At 38.1% G+C, this 24,769-nt stretch carries 27 protein-coding genes; 9 read left to right on the top strand and 18 right to left on the bottom strand.

All coding sequences use genetic code 11. The features are described from left to right. Nucleotides 1-18: 18 nt before the first annotated feature. On the bottom strand, nucleotides 19-3,507 hold the full coding sequence (metH, locus tag MLC52_RS11940) for a methionine synthase (RefSeq protein ID WP_434580629.1): 3,489 nt from the start codon (nucleotides 3,505-3,507) through the stop codon (nucleotides 19-21). 200 nt (nucleotides 3,508-3,707) lie between these two features. Here metH and MLC52_RS11935 point away from each other — a divergent pair, with 200 nt between their 5' ends. From MLC52_RS11935 to aroC, 8 genes are all read left to right on the top strand, one after another. Further along, complete coding sequence (locus MLC52_RS11935) at nucleotides 3,708-4,343, top strand: recombinase family protein (protein ID WP_151899291.1); 636 nt, start codon at nucleotides 3,708-3,710, stop codon at nucleotides 4,341-4,343. A gap of 17 nt (nucleotides 4,344-4,360) precedes the next feature. Next, nucleotides 4,361-5,806, top strand: a complete 1,446-nt coding sequence (gene ccoG / locus MLC52_RS11930) for a cytochrome c oxidase accessory protein CcoG (RefSeq protein WP_151899292.1) — start codon at nucleotides 4,361-4,363, stop codon at nucleotides 5,804-5,806. Nucleotides 5,807-5,940: 134 nt separating this feature from the next. Beyond that, nucleotides 5,941-7,005, top strand: a complete 1,065-nt coding sequence (locus MLC52_RS11925; protein ID WP_434580626.1) for a YeiH family protein — start codon at nucleotides 5,941-5,943, stop codon at nucleotides 7,003-7,005. Between the two features lie 92 nt (nucleotides 7,006-7,097). Beyond that, nucleotides 7,098-7,568 (top strand): hypothetical protein, encoded by a 471-nt coding sequence (locus tag MLC52_RS11920; protein ID WP_151899294.1) that lies wholly within the window; start codon nucleotides 7,098-7,100, stop codon nucleotides 7,566-7,568. Nucleotides 7,569-7,705: 137 nt separating this feature from the next. Next, complete coding sequence (locus MLC52_RS11915) at nucleotides 7,706-8,611, top strand: tetratricopeptide repeat protein (protein ID WP_434580624.1); 906 nt, start codon at nucleotides 7,706-7,708, stop codon at nucleotides 8,609-8,611. After that, a complete protein-coding gene (gene rnhA / locus MLC52_RS11910; RefSeq protein WP_151899296.1) occupies nucleotides 8,586-9,020 on the top strand; it encodes a ribonuclease HI in 435 nt (144 codons plus the stop codon). Before MLC52_RS11915 ends, rnhA begins: the two co-directional genes overlap by 26 nt. A 13-nt stretch (nucleotides 9,021-9,033) precedes the next feature. Continuing rightward, a complete protein-coding gene (gene rnc, locus MLC52_RS11905) occupies nucleotides 9,034-9,717 on the top strand; it encodes a ribonuclease III (protein ID WP_151899297.1) in 684 nt (227 codons plus the stop codon). Next, complete coding sequence (aroC, locus tag MLC52_RS11900; protein WP_346389822.1) at nucleotides 9,714-10,787, top strand: chorismate synthase; 1,074 nt, start codon at nucleotides 9,714-9,716, stop codon at nucleotides 10,785-10,787. The genes rnc and aroC overlap by 4 nt, the downstream gene beginning before the upstream one ends. Nucleotides 10,788-10,790: 3 nt before the next feature. Here aroC and MLC52_RS11895 read toward each other — a convergent pair whose 3' ends face one another. The 17 genes from MLC52_RS11895 to MLC52_RS11815 form a co-directional block, all read right to left on the bottom strand. After that, nucleotides 10,791-11,531: a DUF4395 domain-containing protein gene (locus tag MLC52_RS11895; protein ID WP_193150735.1), complete on the bottom strand. Its 741-nt coding sequence runs from the start codon at nucleotides 11,529-11,531 to the stop codon at nucleotides 10,791-10,793. Between the two features lie 22 nt (nucleotides 11,532-11,553). Further along, complete coding sequence (locus tag MLC52_RS11890; RefSeq protein ID WP_434580622.1) at nucleotides 11,554-12,522, bottom strand: hypothetical protein; 969 nt, start codon at nucleotides 12,520-12,522, stop codon at nucleotides 11,554-11,556. A gap of 91 nt (nucleotides 12,523-12,613) precedes the next feature. Continuing rightward, nucleotides 12,614-13,057 (bottom strand): MOSC domain-containing protein, encoded by a 444-nt coding sequence (locus MLC52_RS11885; RefSeq protein WP_151899301.1) that lies wholly within the window; start codon nucleotides 13,055-13,057, stop codon nucleotides 12,614-12,616. A gap of 97 nt (nucleotides 13,058-13,154) precedes the next feature. Then, nucleotides 13,155-13,469, bottom strand: coding sequence for a thiosulfate oxidation carrier complex protein SoxZ (gene soxZ, locus MLC52_RS11880; RefSeq protein ID WP_151899302.1), 315 nt, complete (start codon nucleotides 13,467-13,469; stop codon nucleotides 13,155-13,157). 48 nt (nucleotides 13,470-13,517) lie between these two features. After that, nucleotides 13,518-13,970, bottom strand: coding sequence for a thiosulfate oxidation carrier protein SoxY (locus MLC52_RS11875; RefSeq protein ID WP_188110005.1), 453 nt, complete (start codon nucleotides 13,968-13,970; stop codon nucleotides 13,518-13,520). A gap of 17 nt (nucleotides 13,971-13,987) precedes the next feature. Then, nucleotides 13,988-15,145, bottom strand: a complete 1,158-nt coding sequence (locus tag MLC52_RS11870) for a c-type cytochrome (RefSeq protein WP_230973281.1) — start codon at nucleotides 15,143-15,145, stop codon at nucleotides 13,988-13,990. Beyond that, nucleotides 15,145-16,521, bottom strand: a complete 1,377-nt coding sequence (gene soxC / locus MLC52_RS11865; RefSeq protein WP_346389820.1) for a sulfite dehydrogenase — start codon at nucleotides 16,519-16,521, stop codon at nucleotides 15,145-15,147. The genes MLC52_RS11870 and soxC overlap by 1 nt, the downstream gene beginning before the upstream one ends. 277 nt (nucleotides 16,522-16,798) lie before the next feature. Next, nucleotides 16,799-17,068 carry a hypothetical protein gene (locus tag MLC52_RS11860; RefSeq protein ID WP_151899304.1) on the bottom strand — a complete coding sequence of 90 codons (270 nt, stop codon included), beginning with the start codon at nucleotides 17,066-17,068 and terminating at the stop codon, nucleotides 16,799-16,801. Next, nucleotides 17,068-17,205, bottom strand: coding sequence for a hypothetical protein (locus tag MLC52_RS11855; protein WP_434580618.1), 138 nt, complete (start codon nucleotides 17,203-17,205; stop codon nucleotides 17,068-17,070). Before MLC52_RS11855 ends, MLC52_RS11860 begins: the two co-directional genes overlap by 1 nt. 3 nt (nucleotides 17,206-17,208) lie before the next feature. Next, nucleotides 17,209-17,808: a DUF2231 domain-containing protein gene (locus tag MLC52_RS11850; RefSeq protein ID WP_434580616.1), complete on the bottom strand. Its 600-nt coding sequence runs from the start codon at nucleotides 17,806-17,808 to the stop codon at nucleotides 17,209-17,211. A 95-nt stretch (nucleotides 17,809-17,903) separates the two neighbouring features. Further along, on the bottom strand, nucleotides 17,904-18,950 hold the full coding sequence (locus MLC52_RS11845) for a DUF6781 family protein (RefSeq protein ID WP_434580614.1): 1,047 nt from the start codon (nucleotides 18,948-18,950) through the stop codon (nucleotides 17,904-17,906). A 9-nt stretch (nucleotides 18,951-18,959) separates the two neighbouring features. Continuing rightward, on the bottom strand, nucleotides 18,960-19,235 hold the full coding sequence (locus tag MLC52_RS11840) for an HP0495 family protein (RefSeq protein WP_151899307.1): 276 nt from the start codon (nucleotides 19,233-19,235) through the stop codon (nucleotides 18,960-18,962). Beyond that, on the bottom strand, nucleotides 19,216-19,686 hold the full coding sequence (gene moaC, locus MLC52_RS11835) for a cyclic pyranopterin monophosphate synthase MoaC (RefSeq protein WP_346389818.1): 471 nt from the start codon (nucleotides 19,684-19,686) through the stop codon (nucleotides 19,216-19,218). Before moaC ends, MLC52_RS11840 begins: the two co-directional genes overlap by 20 nt. 51 nt (nucleotides 19,687-19,737) lie before the next feature. Then, complete coding sequence (mobA, locus tag MLC52_RS11830) at nucleotides 19,738-20,319, bottom strand: molybdenum cofactor guanylyltransferase MobA (RefSeq protein WP_434580611.1); 582 nt, start codon at nucleotides 20,317-20,319, stop codon at nucleotides 19,738-19,740. Further along, nucleotides 20,320-21,444, bottom strand: a complete 1,125-nt coding sequence (locus tag MLC52_RS11825; protein WP_434580610.1) for an OmpA family protein — start codon at nucleotides 21,442-21,444, stop codon at nucleotides 20,320-20,322. It abuts the gene before it with no gap. A gap of 31 nt (nucleotides 21,445-21,475) precedes the next feature. Next, nucleotides 21,476-22,735, bottom strand: a complete 1,260-nt coding sequence (leuC, locus tag MLC52_RS11820) for a 3-isopropylmalate dehydratase large subunit (RefSeq protein ID WP_434580608.1) — start codon at nucleotides 22,733-22,735, stop codon at nucleotides 21,476-21,478. Between the two features lie 75 nt (nucleotides 22,736-22,810). Then, nucleotides 22,811-23,314, bottom strand: a complete 504-nt coding sequence (locus MLC52_RS11815; RefSeq protein WP_434580607.1) for a hypothetical protein — start codon at nucleotides 23,312-23,314, stop codon at nucleotides 22,811-22,813. A gap of 178 nt (nucleotides 23,315-23,492) precedes the next feature. On the opposite strand from MLC52_RS11815, the gene MLC52_RS11810 reads away from it, so the two are divergent. After that, nucleotides 23,493-24,716: a NifS family cysteine desulfurase gene (locus MLC52_RS11810; RefSeq protein WP_434580606.1), complete on the top strand. Its 1,224-nt coding sequence runs from the start codon at nucleotides 23,493-23,495 to the stop codon at nucleotides 24,714-24,716. Nucleotides 24,717-24,769: the final 53 nt, after the last annotated feature.

Genomic DNA, 24,769 nt, shown 5'->3' with positions numbered 1-24,769 from the left:
TATAAAAACACCTGTCGGCTACACATTGTAATATGTAGCTTCAGGATGGTATACAACAAGTGCCGAAGTTGACTGCTCGGGGTGTATTTGAAATGTTTCACTCAGTTCAATTCCAAACTCTTCCGGTTTTAAAAGATTAAACAAAGGACGGTTGAGCTCCAAGTCAGGGCAGGCCGCATAGCCAAAAGAGTAGCGGCTTCCCTGATATCTGTTCATGCGTACATCGGCGAGAGTGTTTCCTTCATCTTTTGCAATGTTGAGATCAAGGCGTATTTGTTTATGGGCAATTTCGGCAAGGGCTTCAGCAAGTTCAACCCCTAGTCCGTGAAACTGGTAATACTCCGTATAATCGCCTCTGTCATATATTTCGCGCTCCGCATCACTGATTTTACTGCCGGCACTCACACAGGTAAGTGCGATGACATCATGTCTGTCATTATGAAAGAAGTCACTGAGTGCGCGGTGGGGCTTTTTTCGCTGACGAGGAAAGGTAAAAACTTCTTCGGCACGTCCTATGATGTGTTCAAGCGGTTCGCGGTTGATATCTTCTTCTTTGAACCAGCCCTCGCTTTCATCAAAAATCAAAAGGGAGGTATCATCACTTCTGCATGGCCAGTAGCCGTAGAGTATGGTCGGCTCAAAAAGTTTTTCTTCAATAAAACGCTTTTTGAGTTTTTCATAGGCAGGCCAAACGACTTCGTCAAGCTGTTTTTGATAGGCTTCTTTGCTCATGCCTTTTGAAGAGTAGCCCCAGCGGGATTTGAAAAGTATTTTATGGTTTATCCATTCAAAAGCCATTTCAATTTGCTGCGAGGTAAGTTTAATTTCGCGTCTGCCCCAAAACGGCGGTGTCGGTACGGGCACATCCCGTGAAGGCATTTTTATTTCAGACAACGGCGGGATAATAACCTCTTTGACTTCTTTACGCTCTATTTCAGGTGCATCAGGATGCAGATTGGTATCAAAATTACCGGCTTCTATACGGCTCATGGCAGTGACACCGTCAAAAGCATCTTTGCAGTAAAAGATAGGACCGTCATACGCAGGTCGGCAAAAATCATCTATAAAGGCACGTGTAAGAGCTGCGCCACCCAAAAGAATCGGAATTTTAATACCTTTTTCCTGTAAAATATTTAAGTTTTCAAGCATCACCTGTGTTGATTTTACCAAAAGACCGCTCATACCAAGAGCCTGTGCGTTTGATTTTTCCAATGTTTCAAGAAAGTTGTCAAGTTCTACTTTTATACCAAGATTGATGACCTTGTAGCCGTTGTTGGAGAGAATGATATCGACAAGGTTTTTGCCGACATCATGAACATCTCCTTTGACGGTTCCCAGTATCAGTGTGGTATCAGTCTCTTTTTCAATTTTTGGCAGATAGGGTTTGAGATGGTCAACGGCCTTTTTCATTGTTTCTGCTGACTGTAATACAAAAGGGAGCTGCATCTGTCCGGAACCGAAAAGTTCGCCGACAACTTTCATGGCATCTATGAGAATCTCATTGACTATTTTTTCAGGGGCAATTTTGTGACGGACTTCTTCCACAAGGGGAATCATTCTGTCTTTGTCCCCGTCCATCAGCAGTTTGGCTATCTTCTCTTCATCGCTCATTTTGAGATAGGCTTCATCTACCGCATCATTGTCAACTGCTTCTTTGGAGGAGAAATGTTCTATAAAAGTAAAGAGCGCTTCGCCGTTTGGTTTGCGGTTGAAAATCAAATCATCACAAATTTCCTGATCTTCTTTGGGAATCTTATTCAGAGGAATAATATGCTTGACATTGATGATAACCGAGGTAAGTCCCGCCTCTACACAGTGATGCAGAAACATAGAATTAAGGTAAGGCCGCGCATCTTTGTCGAGTCCGAAAGAGATATTTGAAAGCCCTAAAATTGCACCGACTTCCGGGTGTTTTTGACGAAGTTGGCGAATGGCTTCTATAGTGTTGATGCCAGCATCAAAATACTCTTCGTCTCCTGAGCCTAATGTAAAGGTTAAAACATCAAACACAAGGTCCTCTTTTTTGATGCCGTGACGGTTTGTTGCGAGGTCGATAATGCGCTCTGCTACTCTGATTTTGTCTTCAACGGTTTTTGCCATCCCTTTTTCATCAATCGTCAGACAGACAAGGCTCGCCCCAAATTTTTTTGCCAATTGGCAGACCGCATCAAATTTTGGTTCACCGTCTTCGAGGTTCACAGAGTTGAGAATCGGCTTGCCTCCGATATGTTTGAGGGCAGTCTCAAGCCCCTTTGTCTGGGTGGAATCGGGCATAAGCGGCAGGGCAATTTTTTGGGCATACATTGCCATGACTTCTGTCATATCTTTTGTTTCATCACGTCCCGCAAATCCGACATTGACATCAAGAACATGTGCGCCTGCACGGACCTGCTGTTGTGCAACGGAAAGCGTTCCTTCATAATCTTCTGCCAAAAGCAGTTCGCGGAATGCTTTTGAACCGGTTGCATTGGAACGCTCTCCGACAAGCAGCGGTGCGGGTTCTTGCATAAGCGGTACGGTATTAAAGAGTGACGCGATAGAGTTTTGCTGTGAACCTGATGGCGGTTTTGGAACAACACTCGAGACCTTGTTGACAAGCGCACGGATATGTTGCGGTGTCGTTCCGCAGCAGCCGCCTAAAAAGCTTACGCCGTCATACTCTAAAAACTTCTCCTGTTGTGCTACAAATTCATCAGGTCCCATCGGATAATAAGTATAGCCTCCACGGTTTTGCGGCAGACCGGCATTGGCATGCACACTGATTGGTTTGCCCCAGAGTTCACTGAGTGTTTTGACATGTTTGAGTACCTGCTCAGGTCCTGTTCCGCAGTTGAAACCAAGAGAGAGAATATCAAAAGGCTCCATAATGGTGGCAATGGTTTCGGCATCTGTTCCTATAAGCATTGTTCCGCTGAGCTCAATTGTCACAGAAACCATGATGGGGATTTCGACCTCTTTTTGTCTGCATGCTTCCTGAATGGCATGCAAAGCAGCCTTTATCTGCAGCGGGTCCTGTGCCGTTTCAATGAGAAATACATCAACTCCTCCGTCGATAAGGGCGAGACAAAATTCAGTATAGCCCGCATACATTTCATCATACGTGATATGTCCGAGAGAAGGAAGTTTTGTTCCCGGTCCGATAGAACCAAGACAAAAACGGGGATGCTCCGGTGTTGAAAAAGCTTCACACTGTTTTTTGACAAGTTCGGCTCCGGCACGTGTCAGTTCATATGCACGGTGGCCGATGTTGTATTCATCCAAAACCCAGGAAAAAGAACCAAAGGTATTGGTTGTGATGAAATCAGCCCCGGCAGTCAGATAGGCATGAAAAATATCATTCATAATTTCAGGAGCTGTAACATTTAAGAGTTCATTGCATCCCTCATTCCCTTCCCATGCCTCTTTTGGAATTTGATCATCACGTTGCTGCAGTTGTGTACCCATTGCCCCATCGATGATAAGCGGGCGTTTTTTGATAGTTTCCAAGATGTATTGTTTTGTTGTCATATATAAAATCTTTTTATTTAAATATTTTATTATTTTAACATTATTGGATATAAAATTTGCTGTATTATCAGTCTAAATTTCACTTTTTAAGTTCGAGAAATGCTAAAATGACGAAATAATAAAAAAAAATATTGACTTTTATCGTCAAATAAGTGTATAATGACGATGAAAATCAATTATTAGAGAGGTTTAATCGTTAAATGACTATTGCCTATATCCGTCCGGATAAAAATTTTTTATCCGCACATGAACAGTTGAAATATATAAATTCTTACACAACGACTAATAATCTTGTTGTTGATGATGAATTTGTAGATTACATATCGCAAAATAAACGTTTGGAAGATCGCATAAATGTAACATCTTATTTTCAATCTAAAGAAGAAGCTATACTGCTTATATATGATGTTTGGGTTTTAACTACAAATATGGAAGATTTAATTCAAATGGTAAGTTGTTTGTTGAAAAATAAATATAAAGTGCATATTATAAAACACTCTGTTATAATTTCACAAGAGAGCAGTGCAATGTTGATTTTAGGGCTTATGGATCAACTCCGGCAAAAATTGAAAAATGATGCTAAAAGAATGATAGGGAGACCAAAAGGAAGCAGATCCAGTTCTAAGTTTGATATTTATTTAAATGAGATTATAGAGTATATAAGAGAGAAAAAAAGTGTAAGTGAAATGGCACGTCTTTTAAATGTCAGTAGAAGTTCACTAAAAGATTACATTGAATCAAGAGAGTTAAAACAGATAGCTTCGGGTTCGTTGCTGACGCATACTCAAGAAGATGCCGAAGCTCAGGTTATTAATACAATAGTATGTCCAGATTAATTTAATAGGAGAAATAGATGAGTGAAAAGAAAAAAAGTATAGAGATACCTACCCCTTGGAGAATTAAACGCTATTATGTTTATGCGTTGGCGACAATAGTAGCTTTGGTGTTGCCATGGATTAAAGTCAATGGACACCACTTCTTTTTATTGAGTTTTGACAAAATGAAACTGGACCTTGCTTTTGTGCAGTTTGATATGCAAGAGTTGTATTTGATGCCATTTTTATTGATGCTTCTTTTTATTACTATATTTGGTATGACAGTTTTAGGCGGTCGTGTTTTTTGTGGATGGGTATGTCCGCAAACTGTGTTTCGTGTCATTTATCGTGACTTGATTGAAACAAAATTATTGCATTTACGAAAGCGTATCGGAAACAAGCAGCAAGAACCGGATATGTCAAAACCTGAAAACAAAGTAAAAAAAGCGATAGCTGTTATGATATGGACTGTGCTTGCATTGATTGCAGGAGCCGATTTTATGTGGTATTTCGTTCCACCGGAGACCTTTTTTCAGTATTTAAGTAATCCTGGAGAGCATTTGACGATGATTGGTTTTGTTGTAGGGATTGCAGCATTTTTGATTTATGACATTGTATTTTTAAAAGAAAATTTTTGTATTTATGTCTGTCCATATTCCCGTGTACAGTCAGTACTCTATGATGAACACACAGTTATGGCGATCTATGACTTTAACAGAGGCGGACATATCTATGACGAGCATCACCATAAAAAATTTGAAAAACAAAAAGAGTTGCAAGCAGCAGAACCAAATGCCGAATGTACGACATGTGAAAAATGTGTAACAGTCTGTCCTACTCATATTGATATACGTGAGGGACTGCAACTTGAATGTATAAACTGTCTGGAATGTGTTGATGCCTGTACAACAGTTATGGGTAAACTTGGAAAACCATCACTCGTGACATGGTCAAGTGAGTATGAGATTGCTGAGAAAAAGGGAAAAACAAAATATTTCCGTCCAAAAATCATAGCATATATGGTTTTACTTGTGGGTCTTATGTTTGCACTTGGATATATGAGTACGACAAAAGAGCATATGCTGTTAAATATCAATAAAGAGACAAGACTTTATTCTGTCAAACATCTTGCAAATAATAAATTTGCAGTTGAAAACTCTTATGTCTTTTTATTGCAAAATACTGAGAATGAACCAATGAAATTTTTCTTTGAAGTTATTCCTCCAAAAGGAATGGAAGGGAAAATTCAAATAGTAAAACCGTCAAAACCTTTCAGAGTGGTACCTGGTGTTAAAAAGAAAAAAATTGTAACACTTAGAACAACAGAGATGTTGGTTGATGACAAACGCAAGGATACTATTATTCCTATTACTATTCATGCATATGCTTTGGATAAAGACGGAAAGCCTAGCAAACTTATTTCTGTAATGAGACATACAATTTTCGTCTTTCCTAAAGAGAATGTCCTTTTAGACTCAAAATAAATTTAATAATAAGAAATCACACCATGGTGTGATTTCTATCAAATTCTTCGCAAATAAATAATTTGTTTTCTCCTCAGCATAAAATTTGCTATAATTCGCCTCTATTTATAAATTTATAATAAAAGGTAATAACTATGGCATTCTCAAAAGAAAATAGAAAAGGTACTGTTTCAGGTATCATCTTTGTTGCAATTTTTGCAGCTGCTGCAACATCAATAGCGCAAATTGCATTTGTCAAATCACTTGGCATCTCTCCTCTTGTTATCGGTATAGTATTAGGTATTTTTTATGCAAATACTTTACATAACCATATTCCGAGTGCCTGGGGAACCGGTATTACGTTTTCAGGCAAAAAGATTCTTCGTTTTGCAATCGTATTTTATGGTTTTCGTATAACATTTCAGCAGATTATGGATGTGGGGCTCAGTGGTTTTACCGTTTCACTGATTATGCTTTCCACGACTTTTTTACTGGGAACATATTTAGGTATAAAAGCGTTTAAGATGGATAAAGACACATCAATGCTTACAGCAGCAGGTGCCTCTGTCTGTGGTGCTGCAGCAGTTCTTGCAACAGAACCTGTTTTAAAAGCAGAAGGGTATAAAACTGCAGTAGCGGTTTCAATGGTTGTGCTCTTTGGTACAATTTCTATGTTTTTGTATCCTGTTTTGTATGCATCAATTATTGAGCCGGCAACAGGATTTTTGCATATGACTCCGGAACAGTTTGGTATCTATACGGGCGGAACTATTCATGAAGTGGCACAGGTTGTAGCCGTGCCTGCTTCTATTCCAGGTGCACCTGAAATTATGGCAAACTCTGCAGTGATTGTTAAAATGACTCGTGTTATTATGATTGCACCAATGCTTATTGTTTTGGGAATTTATTTGTCTATGCAGGCAAAAAAAGAGGGAAAATCTGGCGGTAAATTACAGCTTGTTATCCCTTGGTTTGCAGTATATTTTATAGGTATGGCCGGATTTAACTCTTTGGATTTGGTACCGCATACTATTGTTGATACTATCAATACAATTGATACTTTTCTTTTAACGATGGCAATGACAGCACTGGGTATGGGAACAATCTTTTCCAAATTCAAAGGGCTTGGTTTGGCACCGCTGTATACTGCCGGTGCGATGTTTGTATGGCTGGTTATAGGCGGTTTTGTGGTGACTAAGTTTGTAACAGCTGCTCTTTAGCAGCTGTTGCAGCTTTGGCAATGAAGCTTCTTAATATACTTATTTAAATAAATATTATATAATATTTATACTAGTTCACAAGGAGTTTAATTTTGTCATATATTCCAAATACATTAAACTCTTTTTGGCTTTGGAAAGAGGTTTATGTAAAACTGGGAATTTCTAATCCTGCCTATAAATATTGGAAAAACACTCCAACGTTAAAATTGAATAATAAATATATTTTTATTCAAAAACAGACACTTCCAAAAAAACATGAACATGTTGAAAATATTCTAACAGATCTTTCGGGATATTTGCCAATTAAATATGCATCAGATCAGTTACATGTAAATGAACACTTGTTCGTAAGTGATAAAATGGCACTTCATACAGAGTTTGAGTATAAGTTTGTCGAAGATGTAAAATTTGTAAATGTAAAAAGATTTTTTAGAGAATATGGAATTAAAGTGAACAAAAATTCCATTGTACAGTTAGGGAAAATCAAAGATTTGGAAATATCTTCGGATGCAATATTTTATAATTTGAAAAATGATTACGGATTGGTGGTATATAATTCATGAATACTTTTTTTATAGAGTTTCGAGACCCTCTATTTTCCATTATTATTTTCTTTACCATTATATTTATAATTACTTTTTTTTCTTATTGGTGGGGGAGATATAAAAGAAAAGAGGACTCTAAACAAATAAGTAAATTTTTGGAACAGTTTCGTACCTTACCATCACATAACGAATTGAAAATTTTAATAGCTGAAGGAGGGCTGTCAGAAAAATCATGGCTGCTTCTTGCGAGTGCATACTATAAAAACGGCGATTATGAAAAAAGTATAGAGATATATAATGAAATATTAAAACTCGGAAATAAAAGAAATACGAGAGAAACAATGTTCTTACTTGGAAAAACATATTTTAAAGCAGGATTTTTAGAACGTTCCAAGCAGGTTTTTTTAGAAATTCTGAAAAAGAATCCCCGTACACCGGAAGCTTTGCATTATTTGCTTCTTGTGTATGAGTACATGAAAGATTATAAATCCGCTTTGGAAGTTTTAGAGCCGTTGGATGAACTTCAAGAAGATGTTATTCTTGAACGTGCATACCTGCATGTTTTGGAAGCTCTTGATTCGCCGAATATGACAAAAGAAGAAAAAGTCCAGAAGTTGTTGGAGATATATAAAAATGCTCATCGTCTGGCTTATTTGATATTTGATTATATTTTTCAGGTAGATCCGCAACTTGCCTGGAAAAATATTGACATCTCTAAAAGTGAACTTTTGACAGAACTCTTCTGGCGATGTGATTCAAAAGATTTGAATTTGGATATAATTACAGACAATGGCTATCTGCGGGAACTTTATACTGCAAGAGGTGATGTGAAACTTGCATACAACAGCAGTATATTTGAGCTTGATGTGTTGATAAAACTTGAGGGAAAATCAAATGCAACACTCAGTTTTGAATATGTGTGTGATAACTGTAAAGGGACATATCCTTTTGCTTTCAGCCGTTGCAGTTCATGTCATGCGATAGATACAGCAAGAGTGGAGTACAGTTTAAGTAAAGATTACGCTAAGGAATTCAGTGAAGAAAATAACTCTTTTCAGTGACGGCAGTGCCTTGGGAAATCCAGGTCCTGGAGGTTATGGTGTTATTTTGCGATATGGTAAAAGTGAAAAAGAGCTTTGGGGCTCGGAACTCCATACTACAAATAACAGAATGGAACTCAAAGGTGCAATAGAAGGGCTTCGTGCTCTAAAGGAGCCTTGTGAGGTCGATATAATTTCTGACTCCTCTTATGTGGTGAAAGGAATCAATGAGTGGTTGCAAAACTGGATTAAAAGAGATTTTAAAAAAGTAAAGAACCCTGATTTATGGAAAGAATACATAGAAGTGGCAAAACCGCATAAGATTCATGCCATATGGGTACGGGGACATGACGGTCATGAAGAAAATGAGCGATGCGATGTATTGGCAAAAGAAGCGGCGCAAAAAGCCAAAGAGGCTTTAACACAATGAGGAGAAGGTATTTATGCATAAAAATATAAAGACATTGGAAGAAAAATTAGGATATGAGTTTCGTGACAAAAAGCTCATTATCGAAGCGCTGACACATAAAAGCTATAAGCAGCCCTACGATAATGAGCGATTGGAATTTTTGGGTGATGCCGTATTGGACCTTGTGGTCGGAGAGTATCTTTTTAAAAAGTTTCGGACATCTGATGAAGGAAAACTCTCCAAAATCCGAGCATCACTGGTCAATGAAACAGGTTTTGACAAACTGGCACGGGCTTTGAATCTGGGTGATTATATACTGCTTTCAAATGCTGAAGACAATAATGGCGGACGCGAAAAATCTTCTCTGCTTTCAAATGCTTTTGAAGCTATAATGGGTGCAATATATTTGGAAGCCGGTTTGGCAGAAGTACGAAGAATAGCCATTGATTTAATAGAAAAAAATCATGATGAGATCTCTTTGGATTCTTTGTTCCGTGATTTTAAAACAACACTTCAGGAATTGACACAGGCCCGCTTCGGGATAACGCCGGAGTATAAAGTTTTGGCATCACGTGGTCCTGATCATCAAAAAGAATTTGAAGTGGGTGTATTTATAGAAGACAAAGAGTATGCCAGAGCAAAGGGAAAGAGTAAAAAAATTGCACAACAAGAGGCAGCGAGAGTTGCTGTAGATATGTTAAATAAGGAAAAAAAGTGAACAGTTTTGGAATGAAATTACGATTTTCAACATTTGGAGAGTCTCACGGAAAAGCATTAGGCTGCCTTTTGGATGGTGTTCCGGCGGGCTTGAATATTGATGAAGAATATATTCAAAGTGAACTTGACAGAAGAAAACCCGGAAAGAGTAAATTTGAAACTGCCAGAAAAGAAGCAGACAAGGTTGAAATCTTAAGCGGTGTGTTTGAGGGAAAAAGTACAGGTACTCCAATTGCAATGGTTATATACAATACAAACCAAAAATCCAAAGACTATACAAATATAAAAGATGTGTTTCGTCCCGGGCATGCAGATTTTACCTATTTTCACAAATATGGTATACGAGACTACAGAGGCGGGGGGCGCAGCTCTGCGAGAGAGACTGCTGCAAGAGTAGCAGCAGGGGCTATTGCAAAACTAATGCTTCAAGAGCTTGGTATTACAGTGCTTAGCGGTATCAGTGAAGTTGCAGGCATACAGGCAGAAGATTTTAATTATGAAGGTGCGAAGAAAAGTGTAATTTATGCACTTGATGCCAATAAAGAAGAAGCACAAAAAGCAGCAATACTTAAAGCAAAAGAGGAGCATGATTCTGTCGGCGGTGTTTCGCGTGTAGTCATCAAAGGCACACCCGTAGGTTTGGGGCAGCCTCTTTACTATAAACTAGACGCTGTTTTAGCGGATGCTATGATGGGTATTAATGCTGTAAAAGCTGTTGAGATTGGAGATGGTGTATTGAGTGCCAAGGTACACGGTTCTCAAAACAATGATCAGATACGTGCAAATGGATTTGAATCCAATCATTCGGGTGGAATACTCGGTGGTATCAGTAACGGGGAAGATATAGTGCTTAATGTCTATTTTAAACCAACGCCATCTATTTTCAAAGAGCAGCATACTGTTACAACAGCAAATGAAGAAGTTGATTTTTCACTCAAAGGCAGGCATGATCCTTGTGTTGCTATTCGCGGTACTGTTGTATGTGAATCAATGGCCGCTTTGGTTATAGCTGATATGATACTGCTCAATATGGGTTCAAAAATGGATGGTGTCATTAAATATTATAAATAATATTTAAAAATCATCATCTCCAAATTCTTTTTCCATTGCTTTTTGATACTTTAATTCTTCTTCTTTTTGGAGTTGTTGTTTTGTTAAGACGGCTTCATGAAGAAACGCACCGAAAAATGTCTTTGGTTCTAATTTTGCCAAAGCAAGATAAATACCGCTGATAAGGGCAATGATTGTTATACCTGCTACTGCTTTTTGTATAGGATTAAATCTCTGTATAGGTTCTTTTATTCGCATTTCACAGGTTCCGCCCGGGCAGAGTGTTGGACTTTTTCTTGTTATAAACTTGTAAATCATACAGCCTACACATATCGAAAAAGCACTTTCGAGAAACATTAATGCAAGGCACAGTACACAGATGAGTACTTTGTAAAAAGTAATATCCCAGTTGAGAACAAACCATTGCATCATAGGCAAAGATATCAGCCAGCCAAGAGTCCAGGCAAAGCGTTTTTGGAGTCCGCCTACATATTCCGGTTTTTGATTTTGTACAGCCAGTTTTCCCAGCAGTAAAGAGGGCGAGTATTTGGGAGAAATCATCCTTGCTGTAAAGTCAATAAACAAAAATGTCAAGTAGACTCTTGCTACGATGACATGTCCAAATCCTATTCCTATAAAAATTACAAGCATTCCCAGCAAGCCAAGTATGCCAGCAGCAGCTCTTGCCTCACGCTCGTTAATGACGGTTACATCATAACCCGGAACTCTTTCTCCGTAGTCTAGTAAAAAACTTTTTAAATTCATAAAATACCTTTAGTTGTAATAATTATTCTGTCATTTCTTTTAAAATTTTGACAATCATCCCCTGGGCCTCTTTTAACGGACGGATAGATTTTTCGTCTTGTATGTCGAGTGTATTTATCCAGTTTTCAACACCCAAAAATCCCATATACATCTTTGATTCATTTTTTTTCTTGTAAAGATAAAAAGAACACGGTGCCCAGGCACCTGCTTCGGGATGAAGTTTTGAAACAGGGTATATTACATCAAATTTGCAAATGGAATATGTATGAAAAAAATCATATTCATGAAAATCGTAATCATCAAATATTTCTTCTTGCAGATTAGTATAGTTTGGAAACAAAAATCCCAAAGGTTCTAATTCGCCTTCAAATTCTGCTTCAAAATCTTCTATATAGTCTTCCATTGGCAGGTCGGTCTTTACTTCTGTGGCCATATCAATTGCAAATGATTTTTTTGGAAATTTTACAGTGTAATTTAAGTCTTTAAAATGTCCGTCTGGCATTGCTTTTTTCAGTCCTGTTTGTATCAAAGCAGCATATTTTATTAGATCCGGATCATTTTTCGGGATACCTGTCGCTCTTGACATTCCGTTGAGCGTCAAGGTTGCTATATTCATATTGCCGTCTCTGTCTTCCCAGATAGACATAGTTAAAGGTGTCAATGCACCAAATTTTGGATACTTCTTGATAATCTTATATGTAAGTTCGCTGTTTATATACATAGCAAGGTTGTAAGTTTTATAATGCACTTTACCAAATCTGGTTTTAAACGGCTTATTCATATCATTGTTTCCGGGAACACTCAGTCCAATGGCATCAAAAGCAGCTTCTATTGTTTTGGGAGTAACCTTTTTGTTTGTATTGTGTGTTGTAAAAACCTGCACATCCTGTGTTTGGGCAGGTTTGGAAGGTGTTACGGTAGATGTAGCATTACAGCCGTTAATAGACAGCGTTGCTAAAACAACCATTATCAGAGTGTATATCTTTTTCACTTAGTCTCCTTGAGTTTTCTATTGCATAATACGGATTAAATTTATACTGTGTAACTTTATCATTATTGTTATATAAATAATATTAATAGAGTCAAATACTTACTGTATCTCCGACTTTAATTACGCAAGGACCACTTATTATTTTTGCAAATATACCTCTGTCGTTTTTTAGCAGTTTAGGCAACTTTGGGTTTATGATGGACAAGCCTTTGCACAGAGTGCAGTTTTGTGTTATTTCCAATGTTGTATCACCTATTGTAAAGGTCTCCCCTGTATTTAAATGGTAGGGGTTGATATCAATTAAAATATTTTCGCCCAGTGCTCCGTCTGATAGGTTTATGTTTGTATCATATGCCATATTGTAGCTTTGGATAGAGGTAATTAAAATAGCTCTTTGATCATTTTTATTGTAAAATTTGTCATTTAGAATTCCGTGTTCGTCGGCATCTATATGAGAGGTGTTTATTCTTGTTTTATCTGTATCATTTTTTGTGATGAATAATTTCAGAACTTTACCCTGCAGGTTTTTCTTCATCTGTTTTTGCTCATTATTTGTATTTGTTGTAGTTGTTGTAAAAAATTGAGAGTATGAGAGCCAATGTAGTAATTGGCTCTTAAAAAAGAGGGTAAAATTATTTAATTTTACCTTTGCCTTTGTAAGTTTTACCTTTAAGGTCAACTGCTAACATTTCAACCTTATCACCTTTTTTACCAATTCCTTTAAATTGAAATTTGAAAATAGGATTTTTAGATAAGAATTGTGAAGTAGACATATCTAAAACAGTCTCACCATTGACTGTAGCAGTTAAATGAGTAATAAAGTTTGCGTTATCTCTGCTACCGGTTTTCTTTTCTGCCATATTGTAAGTCATCATTTGATGTTTAACCATTGCTTTAACTTTAACAACACCGCCTTTTAATTTTGCTTTTACTTTAATTCCAGCCATTGTATTTCCTTATTTATTTTATTTTTTTTGTATCAAAATGAGAAGGAATTATCCTTCACATCCACCAAGAGCAACATCAAGAGTTTTCTTAGCAGCGTATAGTTTGCCGTCTTTACCCTCAGCAACGATTGTTATCGTACCGGATTTAGCCATTTTGATTTTAATAGAATATTTGTTTACACTGTACTTGTTTGTTTCTACGACAAGTACTGCTGCTTCCGGATTTGCATCTTGAAATACAGAAATTGTTTTTACATCTTTGTCAGTTGAAAAATCAACCGGAATTGCACCACCGTTACTTGCAACATCAGGAGCAGTAAGTTTCACGCCTTCCATTGTTAATGCATTTGAACCATACATTGCTTTTATAGCATCATCAACAGTTTTTGCTGTCCATACAGTCGGTTTGAGTTTTCTGTAGTCTTCTGCTCTTACACTTGCCGGTACAACCGCTAACGCCAGTGCGCCTAAAGTCATGCTTAAAAATTTTCTTCTTTCCATCATTTTATCCTTTTTGTTTATTTACTTTGGTTGATAATATAGTCAACAACTGATTTGAATTGTTTGTCAGAGAGTGATGAACCGCCTTTAGGAGGCATTCCTGTATCAGTCCCTTTTAAACCATTTTCATATACTTTATCCATTCCTTTTACAAGCAACGGTGCCCATGCGGACTTGTCCCCAGGTGCTGGAGCAGCACCTGTGTCATGGCACATTGCACAGTTTGCCGCATATGCTTTTTTCGCATCAAAACTGCTCTCTTCTTTCTCTTTTGGAAGATCTCTTACTGCAGACAAAGGCGGATGAAAGTCACTGATTCCGGCACCTTTTATATAAACAACTTTTGCAGTCGGTTCCTGGCAGTTTTTCATACATCTTGATGCAGGGTTTTTGACATCATATTTCTGTCCGCCAAAGTTTTTTGCATTTGCATAATACTTACGTACATTTTCAGGACCATTCGGACCAGCGATATCCGGTTCAAATCCGTCTCTGTTTGGCATTTTTATTTTTAGGAATTTTTCACGATTAAGTACATACTCATCATCAACTTCCACACCGTCTATTTCCATTTCATTGGCATTTAATATATATGCAACCAAAGCATATACTTCATCATCACTGAGACTGTCAGTCAACGGATGAGGCATCGCATCTTTGATGTACCACCATAGAGTACTTGCCTGTGGCCAGTATGTACCAAAAACACGTACTGGACCGTCAGTATCTGGTTTGATTCTTTGATTTGTTAATGTTTTATGCAATTCATAGGCATTTCCTTTGGATAAAGCAGGATAGCCACCGCCGCCTGAACCAAAGTCACCATGACACATGACACATTTTGCTTCATAAATATTTTCGCCTTCTTCTACACTTCCCTGACCTTCCGGTAAACCGGTACCGTCAGCCATGACATCAGAATTCCACTCATCATATTCCGCTTTTGTCGGAGTACGGCCATATTTTACATCTGCATTATGCGCATTTGTATTGACATAGTATGGTCCTGTTTTTCCGTTTACAACAGGATAATCTACTCCACCGTCAATAGAAGCTTTTGTAGGCACATTTGAACCTGCAGGTGAAGCATTTTCCACACATGCAGAAAGTCCCAGTGACAATACAGCTGCAGTAGAAATTGAAATTAATAATTTTTTATTTAATGTAAACATCATTACGCTTTTCCTTCTATTACTAACTCGCCATTTGCTTTACGCCCTAATTGAGAACGTACTTCAACGTGAGTTATCTTTCCGTCTTTTTCAACTTTCCATGTTTCCACTGCATTTCTATGGTACACAGCTTCTACACCTACAGTAAGAATTTCCTGGTCAACTGTCGGTTGGATGTATCCTGCATCATCTCTGGCACGAGAAGTAAGGAAGAGTTCCTGTCCTTTTTTGTATGTATGCATATAGCTCCAGCGTGTCCAGCATTTAGGAAGAACCAAACCTTTGAGTTTTGCTTCAACATAATTTCTTCCACCGTCAAAAGAGAGATCCACACCTGTAATTGTTCCCATTCCAGACCATGCAAGACCTTCTATCTCTACTATGTCACCATCTTCCAGGTCTGTCCAGTCAATTTCCGGAGACGGAGAAGTTACTGTTGAGTTTACTTCATTTGCATAGAAGTGTTGGATGGCCTTTCCGGTTGGTTTCAAGACTGTGTATTTAGATGTTTCTTCTTTACAGTACCAAGGTTCACTTGCGAAGTCTAAACGTCTTAGCCATTTTACACAGAGGTTACCCTCCCAGCCCGGAACAAGTAAACGAATCGGATATCCTTGTTCAGGACGCAGTGCTTCACCATTTTGGCCCCATACAATCATGGCATCATCCCAGACTTTTTCCATTGGAATAGTTCGACCCATTTTTGAGGAGTCTCCGCCTTCTGCAAGCATCCACAGTGCCTCTTTTTTTACACCCAGGTCTTTGAGGATGTCTTTAATGTAAACACCTGTCCATTCTGCACAGGACATAAAGCCTTTTGCAAACTGTAAAGAGTTGTATTGTGGACCTCTCCATTCTTGACCGCCGTTTGCAGGACACTCAATAAAGTGAGTACGTGTTACACTTGGGTAGCGCTTCAGCTGCTTCATAGTAAGAACCAGAGGTTTTTCAACCAAACCGGTAATCATAAGTCTGTGCTCATTCGGGTCAATATGTGCCACACCACCGTGACAACGACTGAAAAAGAGGCCGTTTGGTGTGATGATTCCGCTTGACTCTTGTAAAGGCGTAACCGCAATAGATGCTCTGAAGTTACCCGAAGCAAGGAGCTTCGTGTATCTTCTTGTTACGTTATGCTCATACTTGGATGGCATTCCGTAAAGATTCTTTGTTACAGGATCTCCCCATTTTGTTCCCCACGGTGTAGGTTCTAAAATAGCGGGGTCGCCTGCTTCTTCTGATGCCAGCAGAGAAGTTCCAGCAAGTGCAGTTACAGATAATGCAGCTGTTTTTCTGAAAAAGTCTCTTCTGCCAAGACTTGAGTCGTTACTGTTGTCAGTAGCAGACTCTACATCTTGTTGAGATTTTTTTATATCCACAATGTTCTCCTTGGTAAGTTGTTATTCTGTTTAATACTTTTAATATCTCATTAATTTCCAGGCAATACAAATAATTGCTGATTTGTATTATGCCATTGTATGCTTAAATTATAAATACATAGCAAAAGGTATTATACAAAAAAATGAGACAAAAATGTGATATCAGCACCTAAAATGCACTAATTGGTTACTTATTGAAACACTCTCCATATATAACTAAAAATAATATTTGTACAGGTTATTTTTGGAATAACATAAACTTATTAGATAATAAAAATTATTTTTCAACTATACCCAGCACAAGATAGGTTTCAGAGGCTTTGTCAATGAAAAACGGTATTATAAATCCCTGGTGCTCAAGGTCTTTTATGTTTTCATCATTAAAATAGACAGACTGCTTGTATTTTTGTGCTTTTGTCGGAATATTGATTATTACAGTATCCAAATACATTTTAAAGTTTTTTGTTGCCATAAAATCTTCTTTTGCGAATTTTTGCAAAATATCCTGTAGCTGTTTTTCAAACAGGTCAGTGCATAGTATTTGCATCATTTGGCCTTTTCGTTAAGCCAGTTTGAAAGTTTTTGTGTGCAAGGATAGAACTCTTTTACAGAGTTCTTGTCCTGTTTGTATGTTTCAAATGCTTTTTGCATCTTTTTTTTTGCATCTTCATTAATCTTTTGCATTATCTACTCGTCATCATCTTCTTCTTGGGTTTTTGGTGTATTGCCATAAACAGCATCCACTTCTTCTGAAAGTGAACTAATCTCATCTATTGCGTCTTCATAGACTTCCACTTTTTCATCACAGTCCTCAGTGGCTTCAGCATTAGCTGTTGCTTCATGGAGAGAATCTTCTATCATATAGGCTTTAAAAGGCATACCGTAGTTGTAAACTATTTCTCCACCGTGTTTTCCTTGCAAAAGTGTTGTTGCTGTTGCTGCAAGTAAAAGAAGAATGGCCAATGCCTGCACAGCAAAATTTTTCATTTTATATCCGACTATCTGCACCAATGCGATAATACCCGTTGCTATTGCCAGATACAGCCCAAGCTCTTTATGTTCCAGGAGTTCTTCTTTACCGGCTTTGCTCAGATAATCAAAAATTTCCGGTCCGGCCTGATTCCCTGTATACCAGGCTACTGTCATTGCAAGTGCTGCCGCAAGTGTCATTATAAGAGAAGTTTTCGACATCATTTCACTTTTGCTGTAAAGATAAACAAGTCCAAAAACTGAAGCAACTACAGGTAAAGCCATCGCAAAGTGTACGGTTGCAGGGTGTAACATCATAGTAAATCCTTTGTATTTGAGTTTAGAAAATTATATTAAAACATTCAAATTTATTTTTTAGTTAATTATAATAATAAATTATCTTAAGATGAAATTTATCTATCTTTTTTTTCCATCGCATCTTTGGCTGACTTTATTGCACTGCCAAGTGCTGCCCGGGCAACTTCCCATGCCTGTATGCCCATTTTTTTGGCTTCCTGTGCCTTTGGCGAATGCAGGGCATTGTCTGCTTTCTTGGCTGCAATTTTTGCAAAGGCAGAAAACTTTTCTTTGATAACTTCAGCTGTTTCTTTGGAGATAAGAATAAGCTCTTCGAGATCATAACGCATTTCTTTGTTAAGTTCGAGAAGGATTTTTTTAATGTATTGTGAACTTTCGGAAGCCTGCGTGATGATTATCTGTGAAAAAAGTGTATCTGTCTGATGCAAATCTTCTATGATAGTATCATAGTCTTCGATAAGTATATGTTTGGCTTCTACAGGCATAAATGCAACTCTTTGTTTAAATCTGTCAATAGATTTGATCAATCCGCTTCGCATACCTTTGAGTGTGGCAGAGAGAATCTCTTGGGCTCTTGTCGGTGTTGCTTCTGCAACTTCTATAGTCGTTGCAAGAATTGTGGAGAGGATTTTTCTCACACGTATTGTATTGAGAGAACCTTCTTTTATAGACTCAAAGGTAATATCTTTTATAACCTCTTTGATTGATTCGTTTACATCACCGTCTGTATCTTTTTCCAGTGCTGTAATAATGGCTGATTCCACCATTTCGCTGAGCATATCATACAGATCAATGGACTGCAGTTTGATTTGATGTAACATGTGAATAGCTTTGTCATCTTTGAGTTGCTCTTCAATAGCATTGAAAACCTCATATTTTGCTATTTGCAGCTCTTCTGATTTTTTGTGCAAAGCTCTTTCGATGGCTTCTTTTTGTTCCAAAAGCTTTTCAACCTCTTCTTTCAAAGTATGTGTTTCTTCTTCAACAAAAGTATTTGTTAAGGCTTTCATCTCATCCAGTGAGATGTTTTTCAGATCTACTTTTGCATCGGACAATGCATGTCCGATTCTTTTTTCTATACTTTTAAATTTATGACTGTATGCTTCTTTGAGTTTTGTTTGCAGGGTTTGATTTTGATCCATGGGTTACTCCTAAAGTACCATTTTAATATCTTGATGATTTTTCAAAGCATCATATATAAATTTTCTGTCATCTTCGTTATGAACAAGTAAATCAAGGTTCATGCTGACATATTTGCCTGTTTTAGACTTGTTTGAGTCTGTAAGTTTGTGTGAGCGTTCATCAATGACCTCTTTTATGGCATTTTGCAGAGCCTCTTTCTCACTTGCAATGACTTTATAGCACCAGTTACAAGGATATTCAAGTTCCAATTGTTTGTCTTTGAGTTTATCGTTTAAAGTCTCCACTTTTTCCTCCTGATTTAGATTCAAGTTGAACATTCTGTATCACCATTCCTTTGTCGATAGCCTTTACCATGTCATAAATTGTCAAAAGCCCGATGCTGACTCCTGTTAATGCCTCCATCTCAACACCTGTCTGTCCTGTGAGTTTCGCAGTAACTGTAAGCTTAAATCCAGGAAGCTGTGTCAGTTCTTCTACCTCACAGTTTATGCCGCTTAAATTTAAAGGATGACACATAGGAATGAGTTCGCTGGTTTTTTTCGTCCCCATAATAGCTGCAATAACGGCTGTTTGCAATACAGGACCTTTTTTTGTTTTTTCGCTGACTATGGCATCGTAGGCATCTTGACTCATTCTTATGATACCGCTTGCTATTGCTACTCTTGTTGTATTGTTCTTATCACTTACGTCAACCATTTTAGGTCTTTGGTTTTCATCAAGATGCGTTAAATTCATTACTAAACTGCTCTCTGTTAAATTATTTTTTACTATTATAGCAAAGTGCCGTTAATAATGCGTGAGAATTTCAAGAGCTTTTTGATAATCTTTAGGGTGATTCATATTTAAAAAGGGTTTTGAATCAGGAAAATAAACATAGCTTGTTTTGGAATTTTTTAAAAGAGAACCAAGTTTATGATTGTTTTCATGAAGCATCTGTAAAAATTTTGCTTGTAAATTTTTGGAGTAGATCCCGCATAAGGGCTGTACACCCTCATCTGTTTTGGCAATAACCGCATCAGAAGCAGAGTTGTCGGCAAGTATGATTTTTTCTATTTCTCTTTGGGAGACAAAGGGGGTGTCAACGCTCAGAACAAATATTTTTTCTGCACTGAGCGTATCAAATAGTGTGACAAACCCAAGAGTAGGAGCGAAAACAGAAGAAACTTTTTTATCTTCTATGAAGTTCGCATCAAAAGAAAAAACTGATTTGTTTTTGCAGGAGATATAGACCTTTGTAAAAATTTTACCCAGTCTGACGTATTGGTACTCTGTCAGGGTACTGAAACCGGCAAAAGGGAGAAGCGATTTGTCCTCTCCCATTCTACTGCTTTTGCCGCCTGCAAAGATGACACAGGGAATATCGAACATTTAGTTGAGTGTTAAGTTTGCTTCAATACGTCTGTTTTGTGCGCGACCTTCAGCCGTTTTATTACTTGCAATAGGGTTAAGCTCACCCATTCCTACCGTTGTCAGTCTTGAAGCAGGTACTCCTTTTTGTACAAGAAGTTTTTTTACTTCATCGGCTCTTTTTTGAGAAAGTTTTTTGTTATAAGCTTCGCTTCCTCTGCTATCAGTATAGCCGACTATCTCAGCACTGTAGTTTTTGTATTTTTTCAAAAAGTTTGCAAATGCATCTATTTTTGCAAGAGATGTTTGCTTGACTGCATACGAATTGCTTTCAAAATGAATGTCTAAGTTAATCGTTTGAGGGCATCCATCTACATTTACCGGAGTTCCTGTAGGAGTGTTTGGACATTTGTCTAAAGAATTTTCTACTCCGTCATGGTCATCATCAAGAGAAATTTTGCAACCGTTTATATCAACTGTACTGTTTGGCGGAGTATTTGGACATTTGTCGAGGGCATCATAAATGCCGTCACCGTCACTATCCACTTCCGGTTTTTCTATGCGGATAACTTTTTCTTCGACAATTGTAACAACCTCAGGGATTGTTTGTGCTTTTTGTGCACCAAAAGAGTAAGTAAGACCGACAAGACCTACAAGGTTGCTGTCAGCATTTCCGGCATTGTTTGAAGCAATTTTTGCCATATAAATAGCTTCTAATTTAAGCGCCCAGTTTTGAGTAAAAGGGATTTTCACTCCTGCCCCTGCATCTAAAAACATACCGGTTTCATTATTTCTGTTTGTATCAGAAATATTTTCAATGCCTACACCCATTTTTGCAAAAGGGATGACGGTATGTGTTTTTTCAAAAGTATACACGCCATTAAAAGCACCACGGGTAATTTGTGTATCTCCACCTGACTTATAATCTACGCCGCGAGAATGAAATACTGAAAATTCCGGGCTTATTTTACTTTCTAAAGTATTGAATTGTACTTCAACGCCTCCTGTAAAATAGCCGTCATCTTTAATGCCAAGATTGCCTTCTGCGATATCGTATCCTATCATTGGAGAGATTTCGTATTTGTAATCGCTCGCTTGAATCAGTGTCCCTGCTAATAAAAGTGGTAGCAAAAATCTTTTTTTCATAAAATGTTCCTTATTTGTTATTAATATATCATTATCTCGGGTCTGTAATATACCCTGTAATTGCTGATGCGGCAGCAACTGCTGAGTTTGCCAGATAAACTTTGGAAGAGCGGCTGCCCATACGACCGACAAAGTTTCTGTTTGTTGTGCTGATGGCTACTTCATTGTCCCCTAAAATACCCATGTATCCGCCGAGGCAGGCACCGCAAGTAGGATTGCTCACAACACCGCCGGCATCGACAATGATGTCGATATAGCCCAAATGGTTTGCTTCACGCAGGATTTTTTGTGTTCCCGGTGTGACAATGAGACGAACATCAGGATGGACTTTTTGTCCTTTGAGTATCTCGGCGGCTACTTTGAGGTCAGCAAGCCGGCCGTTGGTACAGCTTCCGATAAAAGCCTGGTCCACTTTGATTTTATCTTTGACCGCTTTTTTGACAGAGTGACCGTTTGACGGCAAGAAAGGATAGGCAATAACGGGGTCAAGGTTTGCAACATCAATCTCTAAAACCTGAACATACTGGGCATCTTCATCAGAGTAGTGAATGCGAGGCGCGCGGGCGAGGTTTTTGTCTGCCAAAAACTCTGCTGTAATCTCATCATAGGCTACGATACCGTTTTTCGCACCGGCTTCAATTGCCATATTGCACATAGAAAATCTGTCATCTATCGTAAGGTGCTTAATCGTACTTCCTGTAAATTCCAAGGTTTTGTACAGTGCACCGTCGACGCCGATAAGACGGATAATCTCCAGGATAATATCTTTTCCTGTTGTATATTTTCCGGGTTTGCCTGAGAGTACAACTTTGATAGATTCGGGTACTTTGAACCAGTTCCCGCCGGTAATCATAGCAAATGCAAGATCCGTTGAACCCATTCCTGTTGAAAATGCACCGAGTGCTCCGTGCGTACATGTATGCGAATCGGCACCGATGATAACATCACCCGGAACAATCAGTCCCTTTTCCGGCAATAAAGCATGCTCAATGCCCATATCCTTTTCATCAAAATAGTTTTTGAGTTGGTGTTTTTTTGCAAAATCGCGGGAAATTCTTGCCTGATTCGCTGATGCAATGTCTTTTGCCGGAATAAAGTGATCAAGAACGATAGAGAAACCGTCCGGATTTGCCAGTTTTTGTGCACCACTCTCTTCAAAAGCTTTGATAGAAATAGGTGTAGTAATATCGTTTCCGATAACCATATCAATATCGCAACGGATAATTTCACCCGCTTTGACTTCACGACCGATATGCTGTGAGAATATTTTTTCAGTTATAGTTTGCCCCATGATGGTTACCCTCTTATAATATAATTAATTTCGCGATTATAACATAAGAGATTTAAAGTGATATTTCAGGAGATGCTAGATTTGATATTTAATGGCTTTTTTAGTAAATTCGGTTGAACAAAAAAACAGAGCAATAAAAACAGGGTTAAATACGATAACATCATCTTCAAGCGTTTCAAAAACAGTAAAACTGAAACCTTCTCCGTCATTGGGATTTTGGGGAGTGATGACAAACTTCAAAGGTGCAAGTGCCCGCGACATGTTGATGATGCTCTTTTTTACTTTTGAATTTGTCCCGTGTAAGATATTGAAATCTTTTTCTTCAGCCTCTCTGTGCGCAACGAGAATATTTTGAATCAGATCTATTTTGTCTTTAAAAACTACTTTGTTCCATTTTATGATTGTATTGTTTGAAGCAATTTGGCAGTTCTTTTGCATAAGCGGATGCGGTTTTTTTGCACGCATGGCTTCAATGAGTGCAAGTAAATAGTTTACGCCACCTATATTTTTGGCTGCTTTTGTTAAAAAAAGATGTAAAAACTCTTTTTTCTTTTGGTCTAGATTGTTAAAATTACACATTGTTTTTTCCTTGTTAATTTGTTATTATAACATTATTATTGGCTGTTTGAATTCTTAAACAAAATGTAAACTCAGTTTTGCTTAAGCAAATCATAATGACAAAACTATTATGATGTCAAAAGTAAAAGAAGACAAAAATAGTCTGATTTAAAATATAACCCAATTAAGAGGTAAAAATATGCAAGTTTATTTAGACAATAACGCTACTACAATGACGGACCCGCAGGTAGTAGAAGTAATGCAACCATTCTTTAGTGAAATTTACGGAAATCCCAATTCGCTTCACAAGTTTGGTACAGCATCACATCCATACCTGAGAAAAGCAATAGACCAGGTTTATACAGCACTCAATGCGAGTGACAATGATGATATCGTATTCACATCATGTGCAACAGAATCAAACAACTGGGTATTAAAGTCCATCTATTTTGACAAAATTGTCAATGGAGAAAAAGACCATATCATTACAACAGAAGTTGAACATCCTTCAGTGCTTGCTACATGCAGATGGCTGGAAGAGCAGGGCGTGAAAGTAACTTACCTTCCTGTCAATGAAGAGGGTATTGTTGAGTCACATACGGTAAAAAGCTTCATCACAGACAAAACCGCACTTGTAAGTGTTATGTGGGCTTCAAACGAAACAGGGATGATTTTCCCTATTAAAGAGATTGGTGAGATTTGTAAAGAAAAAGGGGTTCTTTTTCATTCGGATGCTGTTCAGGCAGTCGGAAAAATTCCTGTTGACCTACAAGATGTACATGTAGATTTTTTAAGCATGTCTGCGCATAAATTTCATGGACCAAAAGGTATCGGGGCACTTTATATTAAAGATTCACAGCCTTTGACTCCACTGTTTCACGGTGGAGAGCAGATGGGTCACCGTCGTTCTGGAACATTGAATGTTCCCTATATAGTAGGCATGGGAAAAGCTATCGAACTTGCTACAACAAACATTGAAGAGACAATGGCTTCTATTCGTGCAAAACGTGACAGACTTGAAGATGCACTTTTGGAGCTCAGTGATACTTTTGTTGTCGGCAGCCGTGAAAACCGTACACCAAATACAATTCTTATTTCCATAAGAGGTGTTGAGGGCGAAGGGATGCTTTGGGACTTGAATAACGGTCAAATCGGGGCATCTACAGGTTCAGCATGTGCTTCTGAAGATTTGGAAGCGAACTCTGTTATGCTTGCAATCGGTGCTGACAATGAACTTGCACACACAGGTATCAGACTATCACTTTCGCGTTTTACAACAGATGAAGAGATAGACTACACCATAGAGCATTTTAAGAGTGCGGTGGCAAGACTTCGTGCTATATCGAGTTCGTTTGCGAAAGTTGCACCGACTCCGGGCGGCGAAGCGGGGGAGTGTCATATTCCTCACCACATGGCACATTAAGAAGTAGTGGTGCCATGTTTTTCTCTATAAAATTCCGAGGGCGAATCCTCCTT

Source organism: Sulfurimonas sp. NW15, from assembly GCF_051132285.1.
Classification (GTDB): domain Bacteria; phylum Campylobacterota; class Campylobacteria; order Campylobacterales; family Sulfurimonadaceae; genus Sulfurimonas; species Sulfurimonas hydrogeniphila.
This window is presented reverse-complemented; position numbering and strand designations above follow the sequence as displayed.